The organism is Alteromonas sp. NFXS44 (genome assembly GCF_040148705.1).
Lineage (GTDB): Bacteria > Pseudomonadota > Gammaproteobacteria > Enterobacterales > Alteromonadaceae > Alteromonas.
Map to the genome: position 1 here is coordinate 112,471 of NZ_JAGDEA010000012.1, position 15,828 is coordinate 128,298.

The following is a 15,828-nucleotide window of genomic DNA, read 5'->3' on the forward strand; positions in this document are numbered from 1 at the left end:
CTTTTCTGCGCATCGCATAACTCTCCCCTTTTCGCCACTTAGATCTAAATACTAATCATTTGCACTTTTATTAATATTGCACGGAGCCACTCATGAACTTCAAACGGTCAGCCCTGTTTTTTGCAGTCACGGCGATCTTGTCTGGTAATGTTTTCGCACAAGAAAAAGAACAACTCGCCACAACCAAAGTACAGAGCGAAGACAGTAAAGAAATGACATCCACTGCGGTTACTCTGGATGCTAAAACGCTGGCAGAACAATCAATTACCAACATCGAAGATACCGCCCGCTATGAAGCCGGCGTTCAAATTAATGATTCTGGAAACCGCTTCGGTGACGATGGATTCAATATCCGCGGTCTGGAAGGCGATGCTGTTGCCGTAACCGTAGACGGTATCTCTCAGGGTGAAACCCTTAACCCGTCAAGCTTTGCTGCTTACGGCATGTTCGGTTCGAGCCGTGGTCAGGTAGAACTTGAACACGTTAAAACCGTAACAATTTCGAAAGGTCCAAGTGCTGTCGCAAACGGCTCAGGCGCACTGGCCGGGGCAGTAACCTATGTCACTAATGATGCCGCAGATTTTCTGCCTGTGTCCGGCGATGCAACCGGCGGCAGAGTCAAAACCGGTTTCGATTCACGTTCAAACGAATGGTTGATCAACGGCTCTGTTGCAAACCGTACCGGCAATTTTGAAAGTCTGTTGCAATACACCCGTCGTGACGGCAATGAAACAGAAGCCCACGGCAACGGTGCAGATATTGCCGGACCAGCACGTGGACAGGCCGATCCGATGGATAACACTTCAGATGCCGTGCTGCTGAAGCTGGCCTATAACTTATCTGAAGATGCACAAATTGGTGTGGTTTACGAAAAAACTGACCGCTCTTCAGATGGCACGCCGTTATCCCGTGAACCGGCCGAAGGTGAAACTGCCAGCTATTACAATTTCAGCAGTAATGATGAAAATAACCGCGAGCGCGCGGGTATTTTCTATAAACAGGACAATGCCGGTAACCTTTTCTTCGACAGCATTGAAGTGAAAGCAGATTATCAGCAACTGTACACATCCGGCCTGACCTCTTTTCTTTACTCAAGCCAGGGTGCCGTGATCCTTCGTCAGGAAGATCGCAGCTTTGAACAGGATTCCACCAGTCTGAATATCGACCTTAAAAAGTCGGTTGAAGGGGATATCAACCATGACTTTGCTTACGGTGTGAATTATCAGTCTGTGTCCGTAGAAAACATCATGTACGACCGCCGCTACGATGGTGAAACCACCAGCGACCCGGTACTCGATGGTTACCCAATTCTGGATCAGGGTTTTGTTCCTGCATCAGATAAACATGTACTGTCTGTGTATGCTGCCGACACCATGGCACTGAACGAAGTAGTAAAACTGTATGTAGGTGCACGCTACGACAAAACAGACTATGAGCCGGAATTAAATGACAGTTTTTCCGATCCGCTGGGCCAGAGCGTTTCCGATGCACAGTTTAACGCGCTTATCGGTGAAGTAGGATTAAGCTATGAATTCGTTCCCGGTCAGGAAATTCAGGCAAAAATCAGTCAGGGCTATAAAGCACCGACGCTGCAGGAACTCTATTTTGGTACTAACTCCGGCGAAGAAATTACGGATACAGTTACCGGCACGGTGTATCAGGACATTGACGAAATATCGAATCCGAACCTGGATGCGGAAAAGTCTGTTAACTATGAAATCAGCTACCTGGCTCAGTTCGAACGAGGCTTTATCAGCCTGACCGCGTTCAGAACAAACTATACAAACCGCATCCAAAGCGAAACGTTTTCTACCCCTTATGATGCTGAAGTAAATATTGAAACCTGCAGTTACTACACCGGTACCTGTACAAGTGAAGTACTGACCGAAGACGTCTATACCCAGGCACAGAACTCCGGTGAAATAAAAGTAGAAGGGATTGAATTCAGTGCCTTTTATTTATTCACAGACAATATTACCGGTCGCCTGACGTATTCCGCCCTGGACGGTGAATACCTGTCTGAATACACACCGGCCAGCGAAGGTGATTTCGACTTCTACGATAAAGGGGACGATCTTGAGACTCTGGCACCTGACTCTGCGACGGTGAGCCTTGGTTACCTTTCAGACGAGCGCAATTGGGGTATTAAAGCCCACATTGTTTATTCAGCCGGAATGGATGAGTCTGATCAGAAGAGTTTTACCTCGCTGAACAATGGCAGTGGCCCTTTCTTCTACCCGCAAAGCTATACCGTGTTTGACCTTACCGGTTTCTATGCGATCACAGAAAACCTGACACTCACAGCAGCTATCTACAACCTGACAGATAAGGAATTCTACAACTGGGGTGTTGTAGACAATCTTCGCTCAGGTAATGGTGGTTTCTTCTCAGGTGTCAGCGGTACCGGTTACCAACGGTTCTCTGAACCGGGACGAAGCGCAAGTGCCTATATCACTTACACTTTCTGATAACCAAATTACTCTGATATGACGATAACCGGCCTGCTATGTGGGCCGGCTTCACTTCAAAAAATAATAATTCCCATTATCATATCCCTATCCTGCTTTGAATTATGTTACAAAGCCTGTATTCCCGAATTTGAGTAACACTATGCGATTTTCCCTTGGCAGTGCCCGGCAATGGCACTGGATTTCAGCCGCCATCTGTATGATTGGCATGTTCATGTTCGCCATAACCGGTATCACGCTTAATCACGCGGCGGATATTGAAGTCGCCCCGCAGGTAAGAAATGTTGAGGCGGAATTACCGGATAATGTGCTGTCTGATATCAGTGAGTTGCCTGAAGGCTCTGTCGCCCTGCCCGCTTCATTAAGAAATTGGCTGGCTGACCCTCAGCGCATCACGCCGCCGTCTGATAAGGAAGGAGAATGGGATGGTGTTGAGCTGTATGTTTCCTGGCCCGGTCCCGGTCAGGATCACTGGTTGTCGGTGGATACCGAAATGGGTGAATTAGTTTACGAAGGCTCAGATCGCGGCTGGATAGCTTATTTTAACGACTTACATAAAGGCCGGAATACCGGCACAGTGTGGCAATGGTTTATTGATATTTTTTCTGTGGTAGTGATTATTTTCACCGTCACCGGACTGCAATTACTGATAAAACAGGCGCCTCACAAAGCCTCAACCTGGCCGGTAACGGCACTGGGTTTCCTCATCCCTGTTTTCATTATGCTGGTTTTTATTCATTAAGGTATTCTGGTTGTGACCGAGTTTGAACGACTACTAACGGGGCTTTTCATGGTAGCGGCCTATTCCCTCTGGGTTGGCTATCTGTTCTGGAAACACAAAGGGAAGCATTTGCTGAGGCAGCACACTCAGGAAAGCAACATTCTGATTGCCTGGGCAAGCCAGACAGGTACCGCACAGGCACTGGCAAAAGCATATGCTGCAAACCACAGTGAATTTAAACACGGTTTACTGATGCCATTATCAGCCATCACACCGGAGCGTCTGAAAGAATTCGAAAGGGTTTTATTTGTAGTAAGTACTTACGGTCATGGTGAGCCGCCCGATAACGGACGTTCATTTTTCAAAGCCCTGAACCGCACCCGCAGGAACGAAACTGAATTATCTCATCTCGAGTATGAAGTCATTGCGCTGGGAGACAGTAAATATCCGCATTTTTGTGCTTTCGGTGAACATATCGATAAGCGTTTGAATGCATTGGGTGCCAGCCCCGTTGTGCCACTGGTTAAGCTTGATCACAGTAAAGGTGAGGAGACTGCCGCACTGGCACAATACTCATCTGCAAGTGTGGCTGTACCCGCGTATGAGGATTTCACGCTTATCCGCCGGCGACAACTCAACAGTGGTCCCCGTCACCCGCTTTTTGAAATCGATCTGCACGCCGGGCACAATGCTCAGCAATGGCAAGCCGGTGATATTCTTGATGTACTGCCTTTGAATACATCAGGGGAAATCGCCCGCAGCTACACTATCGCCTCTGTAAGCAGCGAAAGTAACATCATTAAATTGATTGTAAGGCTGGCGATAAAAGAGGACGGCCGTCAGGGCCTGACCTCAGGGTGGCTGACACAGCAGTTGAAGATGAACGACACAATTAAAGCCAGGTTGCATGTAAACCCCGCCTGCCACCTTACACTTAACAACAAACCACTACTTCTGATAGCTGCCGGCAGTGGACTGGCAGGTATCCGTGCTCAGTGGATGCAGGCAGCAGAGCAGCAACATACTGCGCCAGTCTATGTGTTATTTGGTGAACGCACGCGGGAACTTGATGACATTCTGTCAGAGGTTATTCCTGCACAGGCGCTGAACGCAGCCAATGTTAACGTGAAACGGGTATTTTCGCGTTGTCCGGACCACCCTATGTATGTGCAACAAGCGCTGCAGCAAAGCGAAGACGCGCTTCGTGATGTGGTAAACAATGACGGCCAGATATACGTCTGCGGCAGCTACGATGGTATGGGTGAAGGCGTACACCACACATTAATCAGGATGCTCGGAGAGGAACAGGTGCAACAGTTAACCGACAGTCACCGTTATCACAGGGATGTGTATTAAGTCTCTCTGATATCGTTCAGGAGCGCTGTCATCGTTAAATCATCCTGTACTTTCAAACAATTCATTCTGTGCCTGAAATCAGGGCATAAAAAAACCGGCTTTTGAGAGCCGGTTTTTCAATACATTATCGAAACGGGATTAGCCGTTTACGAATTCAACACCAATTTTGATGTCGCCACGCAGGCCTTCCAGCATGTCGTCTTTCGCTTTTTGTTCGAAAGCGCTCAGCTCGCCGTATGGCAGAATTTCTTCAACGCCGTTAGGACCTAAACGTACAGGGTGTGCGAAGAATGCCGCGTCATCGCTGTCGTCAGTTTGTACATAAGTGTACTCAACAACGTTTTCACCTTGCATTGCAGCAACCAGAGACAGACAGAAACGTGCTGCAGCCTGACCCATAGAAAGCGTCGCAGAACCGCCGCCAGCTTTCGCTTCAACAACCTCAGTACCTGCATTCTGGATGCGTGTAGTCAGGCTTGCTACTTCTTCGTCAGTGAAAGAAACACCTTCAACCTGGCTCAGCAGAGGCAGGATAGTCGTACCGGAGTGACCACCGATTACAGGAACATGTACGCTTGATACGTCCAGACCTTTCAGTTCAGACACGAAAGTCTCAGCACGGATCACATCCAGAGTAGTAACACCGAACAGCTTGTTCTTGTCGTAAACGCCTTTTGCTTTCAGCGTTTCAGCAGCGATAGCAACAGTAGTGTTTACAGGGTTAGTGATAATACCAACACAAGCAGAAGGACAGCTATCAGCAACACCTTCAATCAGGTTCTTAACGATACCGGCATTGATGTTGAACAGGTCAGAACGGTCCATACCAGGCTTACGCGGAACGCCGGCCGGAATAAGAACAACGTCACAACCGGTAAGCGCATCAGCCAGATCATCTTTACCATGACCGGTAACTTTCACCGCGGTGGGGATGTGGCTCAGGTCAACAGCAACACCAGGAACAACTGGCGCAACGTCATATAACGCTAATTCAGAACCTGCTGGCAATTGTGTTTTCAACAACAATGACAGCGCTTGACCAATACCACCGGCAGCACCTAACACGGCTACTTTCATACCATTTCTCCTATGGAATAGTTACTCGTCAAAAAAACGGAGCGTCACAGTAAATCAACGCGTAAAAAAACTCAATCACCCAATGGTCTTATGCATGCATAATGGGTATAAGCCGCAAGATTATGCAATAATTTGAATGGATATGCATAAATATTGCTTAAATGTGATGACTACGGCACAATAATAGCGGTTTGTACCCTTAAACACCAAATACGACAGGAAAATATGGCTAACGTAAAACAAGAAAAGATGATCAAAGCCTTCAAAGAGATCCTGAAAGCAGAAAGCTTCGGGTCTCAGGGTGAAATCGTTGAAGCACTGAAATCACAGGGTTTTGATAACATCAGCCAATCAAAAGTGTCCCGTATGCTGAGTAAATTCGGCGCGGTAAGAACGCGAAATGCCCGCGGTGATATGGTTTACTGTCTACCACCTGAACTTGGCATGCCTACGGCGAAAAGTCCGCTTAAACAGCTCGTGCTCGACATTGTACACAATAATGTGATGGTAATCATAAGAACCAGCCCCGGTGCCGCACAGCTTATCGCAAGATTGCTTGACTCTCTGAGTCAGAAAGACGGCGTGCTGGGTACCATTGCCGGTGATGATACGATTTTTATCGCCCCGGCTGACGTCACCCGTATTGAAGAAATTCGTCAACGCGTAGAGAACCTGTTCGAAAACGTCTGACACAGTTGCTATTGCACAAAGCACCTTTTCAGGTGCTTTTTTTATTCCTTCAGCATTGTACCCCCTTTGTAAATGGCGCGTTCATTCACGTCAAAAACGCCGGTGAATGAGTAAATTCGTCCCGCTTTTTCGCTTATCTGCCTTCTCATAAAACCGCGTTAACCCGACCTTAACCCACCTTGTCGTTACACTCTGCTTCAGCAAACTGACGGGAAAGCGCTTAGCGCCGTCAGCTCCGGATTAAACAAGGAATCACCATGAAGATCGCCACCACCCTCTGTGTTCTCACCAGCCTGCTTTCCCTTTCAGCCTGTAGTGACACAACACAAAATCAAAGCTCTGCGCCCCGCGCCACCGCCGTTAGCGCAATTACGATAGCCGCACAAACATTCCCGATTACCCGTACGCTGCAAGGCCGTGTTGTGGCACAACAAACCGCTCAGGTCAGGCCACAGGTGGGCGGCGTGCTCGAACAGCGTTTGTTTGAAGAAGGCAGTTTTGTAGAAAAAGGGCAACTACTCTATCAGATTGACGATTCGACCTATCGCGCCAGCGTGAACGAAGCGAAAGCAGACTTGGTGAGTGCCAAAGCGTCAGTGGAGTCAACCCGGCTTATTGATGAGCGCTACCAGAACCTGTTAAAGATAGAAGGTATTTCCCAACAGGATGCCGATAACGCCCATGCAGACCATCTGGTTGCGCAGGCCTCACTGGCTAAAGCGCAGGCAGCACTCGACTCTGCTAATGTGAATCTTGCTTTTACCCGCATTACTGCCCCCATCAGTGGCCGTACCGGTATTTCTAATGTGACCGAAGGTGCGTTGCTTACTCAGGGGCAGGACACTGCATTAACCACCATTCGCAAGCTCGACCCGATTTATATTGATATGACAGAAACCAGCGAAGGCGTGCTTGAACGCCGTGCGATGATGCAGCGTGAGGGCGTAACATCCGGCCCGGGTGATGTTATCGCCATGCTGGAAAACAATACTGAATATGATGAAACCGGCTCTTTCACTATGCATGAAGTGGCTGTTGATGAAGCCACCGGCTCTATTACCTTACGGGCGACGTTTCCCAATCCGGACGGCATTCTGATGCCCGGCATGTTTATCCGCACCAAAGTCACCATAGCGGTAGACGAAAACGCGATTCTTGTACCCCAGCAAGCCGTGCAGTTTGACAATAAAGGCAATGCTTTTGCGTGGGTAGCTTCCGGGAATAAAGCAGTGAAAAGGCCGCTGACATTGCAGGAAGCCACCGGGAATAAGTGGCTGACTGAATCCGGCATCAAGGCCGGTGAGAAAGTGATAGTGGAAGGCATCGACGGTTTGCAAGACGGTGCAGACATTACCGTTACCGAAGTCACGCTGAACGAAGATGGCAGAGTGGCAACGCCGAAAGCGAAAAATCAGGGAGGAAATGAGTAATGTTCGCCCGATTCTTCATAGATAAGCCCGTATTCTCCCGGGTTGTCGCCATTATTATTATGCTGGCGGGAACCGCTTCCATACTCTCTTTACCCATTGCCCAATATCCTGACATTGCACCACCTACTGTGAGCATCAGTGCCAACTACTCCGGTGCCGACGCCCAAACCGTGGAGAACAGCGTCACGCAGGTACTGGAACAGCAGCTCACGGGCCTGGATGGACTATTGTATTTTTCATCCTCCAGCTCATCTGCAGGTAGCGCCAGTATCTCACTCACATTCGAGCAGGGAACTGATGCCGATTACGCCCAGGTACAGGTGCAAAATAAAGTGCAACAGGTGAACTCCCGCCTACCCTCTGCCGTGCAGTCTGAAGGCGTGACGGTAACCAAATCGCAAAGCGACATGCTGCTTATTGCCGCCGTTTACGATGAAACCAACGCGGACTCAGAATTTGATATTTCTGATTACATCGCCTCAAACATGCAGGACACCATTGCCCGTACTGAAGGTGTGGGTGACATCAACGTGTTCGGTTCCCAGTATGCCATGCGCATCTGGCTCGACCCGGCAAAGCTGGCGGCATATGAACTGATGCCTTCAGATATTACCTCTGCGCTGAGCGCTCAGAACGTGCAGGTGCCCGCCGGTAAAATCGGTGACATGCCTTCGCCGGATACGCAGGAGCTGAATGCTACCGTAACGGCTCAGTCGATGCTGCAGAGTGTTTCCGATTTTAAAAACATCATAGTGAAGTCAGATCGTCAAGGCACCGATGTACGATTATCTCAGGTTGCCCGTGTTGAAATGGGCAGTGAATCGTACACGGCTGTTCCCCGTCTCGATGGTCATCCTGCATCCGGTATTGCCATTATGCTGGCTCCCGGTGCCAATGCACTAGATACATCAGAACGGGTTAAAGCGGTATTGAGTGATATGGAAAAGAATTTCCCGGACAACTACAAAATGGCGTTTCCGAAAGACGCTACCCCGTTTATCAAGTTATCAATTCTGGAAGTCGTGGAAACCCTGATCATCGCCATTGTTCTGGTGGTATTGATCATGTGGCTGTTCCTGCAAAACTGGCGGGCCACGATTATTCCTACCATTTCCGTGCCCGTGGTGCTTTTGGGTACATTCGGCATCATGGCCGCAATGGGCTACTCCATTAATACCCTGACTATGTTTGGCCTGGTGCTGTCCATCGGCCTACTGGTAGATGACTCCATCGTAGTAATTGAAAACGTGGAACGGTTGATGTCAGAGGAAAAGATGTCGCCCCGGGATGCCACTATCAAATCAATGAAAGAGATCACCTCTGCCCTTATCGGTACCTCCATTGTGATCTGCGCCGTATTCCTGCCTATGGCTTTTTTCAGTGGTTCAACCGGCGTTATCTACCGCCAGTTTTCGGTAACCGTGATTTCCTCCATGCTGTTATCGGTGTTTGTGGCGCTAACGCTGACCCCCATGTTGTGTGCATCACTGCTTAAAGATACTGGCGCAAGCCGTCAGACCGGTGGCTTTTTCGGCTGGTTTAACCGCATGTTCGATAAGTTTGCCGACAAATACAACCTGCGTGCAGTATCGGCGATTAAGCGACCTAAATTCTGGCTGGCCGGTTATGTGGTAATTATTGCGGTGATGGGCTTGCTGATGGTGAAACTCCCCTCCAGCTTTCTGCCGGAGGAAGATCAGGGTGATGTGATGGTGATGTTTAACTTACCTGCCGGCGCATCGATTACCCGTACCACCGCCATTGCCGATGAAATTCAGACTTATATTCAGGAAGAAGAGTCTGATCTGGTTGATCACTTCTTTACGGTTTCCGGCTTCAGCTTTTCCGGCAGCGGCCAGAACGCAGGTATGGGCTTCTTATCACTGAAAGACTGGGACGAAAGAACCGGCGACGGTGAATCGGCATCAGACATTGCTGGCCGCCTGATGATGAAGATGAGCGAGCTCCGCGACGGCAGTGTTATTGCTATGCTCCCACCGGTGATTCAGGGTTTAGGGCAAAGTAACGGCTTTACCTTCGAGTTACAGGCAGCGGCGGGCACGACCCGTGACGAACTGACAGAAATAAAGAATGCTATTTTACAACAAGCCCGTACCAATCCGCTGCTGAGCGGAGTGCGTGAAGGTACGCTAAGTGAAACCCCGCAACTGGATATCGATATTGATAACGAAAAAGCCGTTGCCATGGGGTTAAGTTTGTCAGATGTGGCCGACACCTTGTCTACAGCCTGGGCCGGTTCCTATGTTAACGATTTCCTGGACCGTGGCCGGGTGAAAAAAGTCTACATTGAGGGCGACAGTAACTATAGCGCCAAACCTGAAGATTTACGCCAGTGGCACGTGCGCGGTACTGACAGTGACGGCAATACCACTATGACCCCGTTCAGTGCTTTTTCCAGTTTCTCCTGGTCGCAGATGCCACAAACATTGAGCCGCTTTAACGGTCTGGCTTCCTACGAAATTCAGGGCAGCGCAGCGTCGGGCGTCAGTTCCGGCGAAGCGATGGCTGAAATGGAACGCCTTGCTGATGAAGTGGGCAACGGCAAGGTGACCTATGCCTGGTCCGGATTGTCCTATCAGGAAAATCTGTCCGGCGGGCAATCTGTTTACCTGTACGCCATTTCTATTCTGGTAGTCTTTCTGGCACTGGCAGCACTTTACGAAAGCTGGTCTATTCCATTCTCGGTAATGCTGGTTATTCCACTGGGATTAATTGGTGCAGCTCTGGCTGCCACTTTCCGTGGCCTTGAAAACGATGTTTACTTTCAGGTTGCGCTGCTGACCACCATCGGGTTATCCGCTAAAAACGCCATCCTGATTGTTGAGTTTGCCGAAGCCGCTTATGAAAAAGGGCAAAGCGCCGTGGATGCCGCTATTCACGCAGCAGCTCAACGACTGCGCCCGATCATCATGACGTCGCTCACCTTTATCTTTGGTATTTTCCCACTAGTTATCGCATCGGGTGCGGGAGCAAACAGCCGGATTTCCATCGGAACAGGCATTTTGGGCGGCACGCTTACCGCGACCTTGCTGGCCATATTCTTCATTCCCATGTTTTTCGTACTGGTAAGAACCGCGTTTCCAGCAAGAAAACCTGTTTATGACACTGCTGCGGATAAGGAGTAATCAATGCAACCTACACGTCATTTTAGCAAGTTATCTCTGTGCGCCGTCGTGGTCGCCCTGTCGCTGAGCGGGTGTGCAACTCTGGCGCCGGACTATGAGCGCCCTGCATCACCGGTGCCCTCTGAGTGGCCGACAGGCGAGGCTTACACTGATACAACGAATACTGAACAAAGTACGATTCAGGATGAAAATACCCCAGAAGATAACGCCATTTTGCAGCTTCCCTGGCAGTCGTTCATTACTGACGACAGAATGCAGAAAGTGATTCAGACGGCACTGGATAACAACCGCGATTTGCGACAAACCCTTGCAGATGTAGAGGCAGCAAGAGCCAACTATCGCATTCAGCGGGCTGAATTGTTTCCTACTGTGAATGCGAGTTTAACCGGTACGCGGGCGAAATCGTCAGACGGTTCGGTAAGTACCAGTTATGAAGCGGATGCTGGCTTAAGCGGATACGAAATTGATCTGTTCGGCAAAAACCAGAGCGCAACAGAAGCCGATAAGCAAAGCTGGCTTTATTCTGTGGAGACCGCCAGAGCGGCGAAGATCACGCTGATAGCCGAAACCGCCAATGCATGGCTAACGCTGGCGTCGGATCAGAGCTTGCTGAAGTTGGCAGAAGAAACCGCAGAAAACGCGCAGAAAGCCATGGAGATCACCCGCCGCCGTAATGAGCTGGGCGTCGACTCAAAAGTGGATGTGCTGGATGCGCAAACCACCTACCACACCGCAATGGCAGATATTGCCAGCTACACCACGCAGGTCGCGCAGGACATTAATGCCCTTATGCTGCTCGCAGGCAGTGGCGTAGATAAGCAATGGTTACCTGATGGTCTGCCGGAGAACGATGATTTCATTAGCGTGATCCCGGCAGGGCTGACGTCCGACATTTTACTCAACAGACCGGATATACTTGCCGCTGAGCATAACCTTAAATCAGCCAATGCAGATATCGGTGCCGCCAGAGCAAACTACTTCCCGTCTGTCACGCTAACCGCAACCGGCGGGCTGGCCAGTAATGTGCTGGCAGACATTTTTAGCGGTGGCGCGTCCACAATCTGGAGTCTTATACCTTCAGTGTCGGTGCCTATATTCACTGGTGGCGCCAACGATGCTCAACTTGATTACGCGAAGGCAAATCGGGACAAAATGGTTGCCGCTTATGAATACAGCATCCAAACCGCATTTTCTGACGTGGCAGATGCACTGGCAAGACGGGGCACCATTGCCCGTCAGCTTGGCGCGCAGCAGGATTTAGTCGATGTCGCATCAGACAGTTACCGCCTGTCACTGGCCCGCTATGAAAATGGCGTGAACAGTTTTCAGGATGCCCTCACCTCACAACGAACTCTTTACAGTGCTCAGCAGTCGCTGATTTCTACGCAGCAAATTGATTTAAGCAACCGCATTACCCTTTACCGGGTGATGGGTGGTGGTTTAGGAAACGTTGATGATGGCAGCGCAGAAACTGCCAGTGAGTAACTACTGAGGCTGGTTGTTTAACACGTATAAAAAAACCGCCGTAAAAAACGGCGGTTTATATGCTTTGTTTCTGAGTTAAGAAGCTGAGCTTTCTGTCGTCAGATTAGAAGTTGTAGTTAACACCTACACGTACTTCCCACAGAGACGCATCACCCATACGGGCTTCAGGTTCTGAGGCACCGACTTCAACAGTGTTGAAAAGCACACGCTCAGCGACACCCCAGTCGTCGTTCAGGAAGTTAGTGAAGTTATCAAATACGATAAATGCACTGGCACTGTGACCATCTGTGAAACCAGGCAGTTGCTGAGTTAGACGCAGGTCAATCTTGTTCCACCATGAACCGTCTTCACCGTTACGCTCTCCGCCAACTGGCAGCACGTTGTTACTGTCAAGATACACAGAACCGAACGTTGCATTTGAGTCTCCGCGAGACAACGTATAGCTGAAAGGCTTACCAGACTGGATAAGACCGAAAGCACCCAGAGTTGTGGGGTAACCGTCAATCAGTTCGATGTCATAGCTCACATTCAGCGTGAAACGGTGTTCAATGTTGTAGTCAGACAGCGAAGAAACCTGCTCATTCGGCGAGGTAAATGCACGGTACTGATAGTTAGAGAACGCCACAGAGCTGGTCATAGGCTGAACGTCTTCAGCATGGTTATACGCATAACCACCGGCCAGGTTGATGCCGTTTTCGTACTGCTTCATTACACCGAAAGATACCGTGTAAGAAGTAGACTCAACATCAGAGTTAGTCAGTACAAAAGAAGCGAGACGGTTACTTTCATAAATGGCATAACCATCATCTGTAGTACCAACCTCGTCCAGATCACCACGCAAAACAATTGCCTGGTTTTGTGTGCGGGACACTAACAGGTCGGCCTGAAGGATATAGTTGTCTTCAGTCTGGTGAGTCACGCCCAGTGCCATTTTAAGCTCTGACGGAATTTCGAAATCAGGGTCAAGATAGTTAATTTCGTTATTCGCTCCGGTACCTGCAGCAACGGCATTGTACATTTCAGATGGGATACCGTAACCGGGACCGGCTGGTACACCGTCTTCTACGCCAAGATACACCACGTCTGCGTCAAACAGTGAGCGTGAGCCGTCTGTGTAACCGTAGTCCCGGCCACGGGCACCAAACTGCAATACGTTGTTGTTTGAGAAGTTGTTAGATAACCAAACGTTAGGGTTACCACCTGAGAACAGACCCAAACCACCACGCAGTTCAGTGCTGTCGTTCAGGTAATAGTTAAAGCCGATACGTGGCTGCAGCAGACCTTCGCCATCCAGCGTTTCGCTGTTAGAGAAACCGTAGCTTTCTACGAATTCTGCATTTTCTTCCGGCGCTGAATCTGTGGTGTACCAGTCATAACGTAAACCGACTGTCAGAGTCAGGTCATCGTTAAAGGCAAACTCATCTTCCAGATACAGTGCGTTAATTTCATAGCTCCAAACCGCTGCTGCATCGTTAGGATCGCCGGATGGTGCGTTGTTGTAGTAAATCGCACCCGGTAAACCCGCTTCAAATGCTTCAATACCGCCGTAGAAACGCATTTCTGTTTCAGTGTGCTGAACGAACACGTTAAATACATCGAGGGCTTCGCGCTCGTAACCGAATGTAAGGTCATGACCATTATCCAGAGCGTAATAACCACGAAGAATAAGACCCGTCACATCGTAGTTCAAATCGTTAGCCTGACGGCTGTCGTCACCACCGATATACACAACAACGTCTTCACCGGTATCCGGGTTCTCAACGTAAATCTGCATTTCACCGAAGTTCATACCACCAACAGCACCGGTCTGGTTTTCCAGAGAGTTCTGACGGTTATCAACATCAAGGTAAGAGTAACGGATTTCGGTAGAGAATTTGTCGTTCCAGTCAGAGTACAGTGACAGGACGTGAGATTGTAATTCAGTCCCTACTTCGTACAGGTGGTTTTGCAGTTCAAATTCATCCAGATCACCATCGGACTCAGCAAAGAAGTTACCGTCGTTATAGTTGTAGGTATAGCTTAAACGGTGTGCATCATTGATGTTCCAGTCAAGACGAACAAGCAGCTTTTCATCTTCTTCAGGAATGCTGGTAGGCACCGGGCCCGGGTCATACTGGTACAGCTCGTTAGAAATACGGACGATTTCATCCAGATCTTCCTGACGCAGGCCAACTTCATTAATGGCACCGGAACCAATTGCGCCACGGGTAAAGATGCTTGAACCTTCATACTTTTCATATGAAACGAAACCGAACACAGTATCTTTAAGCAGCGGGAAGCCTACATTAAAGCCGTAACGCTTATCGCTGTAGCTTGGAGAAGCAATAGAATCACCTTCCAGTGAGTCACCTTGCAGAGAATCAGAACCGTAATCATAGAAAGCACCACCGTGGATTTCGTTGGTACCGGTCTTCGTAACGGCGTTGATATTACAACCTGTAAAGCCAGAGTAGATTACATCAAAAGGTGCAATTTCTACGGTAACCTGACTTAATGCGTCATAAGAGAAAGGCATACGGATAGTCGGATAACCGTTTGAGCCTAAACCAAAGGAGTCATTCATTTTTACGCCGTCAACAGTCAGGCTGTTGAAGCGGTTAGATTTACCCACACACTGAACAGGGTTCGAGTCACCACGGGTTTCGTCAACGTAAACCCGCGGGTCAATACGAATGATATCCGTGATGTTACGGTTAATAGCCGGCGCACTTTTCATCGACTCAAGATCGAAGCTGGCTGACGGTCCCATTTTACCGAATGCAGCAGCACCCAGCTGAGAAGCTGTAATTTGAATAACTTCAATGTTACTGGATTCTTCCAGCTGGTAATTAAAGTTAAGTGGTTCACCCAGAGTCAGGTAGATGTCAGAGACTTTGGTGTCATTAAACGTGTCAGAATCCACAGTAATTTCATATGGACCACCAACACGCAGACCACTCAGTGAGAACTGACCTGCAGAGTTGGTAGAAATGGTTTTCACAGCACCTGTTGGGATGTGCTTCAGGGTGATAACCGTGTCAGGTGCAGGGTTCCCCATAGGACCAACAATGCTACCTTTAATGGATGACGACGTCTCTTGTGCAACGGCTGCTGCGGTAAGACCAACAGACAATGCCACTGCAAGCGCAATGCGCGTGAGTTTGACGGGTGTGTTCATGTGTGTTTTCCCTTGAGTATTTTAATTTATCCGCATTCAGGATGCCTGCAGGCATATCGTGCTGAGCGGTTAAGACCTGAGTACCACACAGGATGACACTTTTATGACAAAAACAGCTTGCCGTGTTGGTTCCTGTACAGCGTATAGGCCAATCAGACCAACTGGTCTGAAACTGCCAAGACAACGATTAAAGTCCTTTTTTACTAAAATGCTTTTTCTGTCGTTTTCGACGCAAATCTATGGTTCTTTCCAACCGGTTCCGTACAAATAATAAAGTACGTTGCCAGTTTGCCGGAAA

General features: G+C 49.1%; 9 protein-coding genes. 7 read left to right on the forward strand and 2 right to left on the reverse strand.

The window, feature by feature from the left end:
* The first annotated feature begins 92 nt into the window (after positions 1–92).
* The 3 genes from J3369_RS17660 to J3369_RS17670 all read left to right on the forward strand — a co-directional run bounded on the left by J3369_RS17660 (position 93) and on the right by J3369_RS17670 (position 4,545).
* Positions 93–2,468: a TonB-dependent hemoglobin/transferrin/lactoferrin family receptor gene (locus J3369_RS17660; protein ID WP_349589411.1), complete on the forward strand. Its 2,376-nt coding sequence runs from the start codon at positions 93–95 to the stop codon at positions 2,466–2,468.
* Positions 2,469–2,610: 142 nt separating this feature from the next.
* Positions 2,611–3,210, forward strand: coding sequence for a PepSY-associated TM helix domain-containing protein (locus J3369_RS17665; RefSeq protein WP_349589414.1), 600 nt, complete (start codon positions 2,611–2,613; stop codon positions 3,208–3,210).
* Between the two features lie 48 nt (positions 3,211–3,258).
* Positions 3,259–4,545 (forward strand): NADPH cytochrome P450 oxidoreductase family protein, encoded by a 1,287-nt coding sequence (locus tag J3369_RS17670; RefSeq protein WP_349589417.1) that lies wholly within the window; start codon positions 3,259–3,261, stop codon positions 4,543–4,545.
* A gap of 138 nt (positions 4,546–4,683) precedes the next feature.
* On the opposite strand, the gene mdh is transcribed toward J3369_RS17670, so the two are convergent.
* Complete coding sequence (mdh, locus tag J3369_RS17675) at positions 4,684–5,622, reverse strand: malate dehydrogenase (RefSeq protein WP_349589420.1); 939 nt, start codon at positions 5,620–5,622, stop codon at positions 4,684–4,686.
* Between the two features lie 225 nt (positions 5,623–5,847).
* On the opposite strand from mdh, the gene argR reads away from it, so the two are divergent.
* From argR to J3369_RS17695, 4 genes are all read left to right on the forward strand, one after another.
* Entirely contained in the window at positions 5,848–6,312 is a 465-nt protein-coding gene (gene argR, locus J3369_RS17680) for a transcriptional regulator ArgR (protein WP_119502583.1), read from the forward strand.
* Positions 6,313–6,569: 257 nt separating this feature from the next.
* Entirely contained in the window at positions 6,570–7,742 is a 1,173-nt protein-coding gene (locus tag J3369_RS17685; RefSeq protein ID WP_349589423.1) for an efflux RND transporter periplasmic adaptor subunit, read from the forward strand.
* The gene (locus J3369_RS17690; protein ID WP_349589425.1) at positions 7,742–10,888 is read left to right on the forward strand and encodes an efflux RND transporter permease subunit; all 3,147 of its coding nucleotides are present in this window, start codon (positions 7,742–7,744) and stop codon (positions 10,886–10,888) included. The genes J3369_RS17685 and J3369_RS17690 overlap by 1 nt, the downstream gene beginning before the upstream one ends.
* Before the next feature lie 3 nt (positions 10,889–10,891).
* Positions 10,892–12,373, forward strand: a complete 1,482-nt coding sequence (locus tag J3369_RS17695) for an efflux transporter outer membrane subunit (RefSeq protein WP_349589428.1) — start codon at positions 10,892–10,894, stop codon at positions 12,371–12,373.
* Between the two features lie 103 nt (positions 12,374–12,476).
* On the opposite strand, the gene J3369_RS17700 is transcribed toward J3369_RS17695, so the two are convergent.
* Positions 12,477–15,530 carry a TonB-dependent receptor gene (locus J3369_RS17700; protein WP_349589430.1) on the reverse strand — a complete coding sequence of 1,018 codons (3,054 nt, stop codon included), beginning with the start codon at positions 15,528–15,530 and terminating at the stop codon, positions 12,477–12,479.
* Positions 15,531–15,828 lie beyond the last annotated feature (298 nt).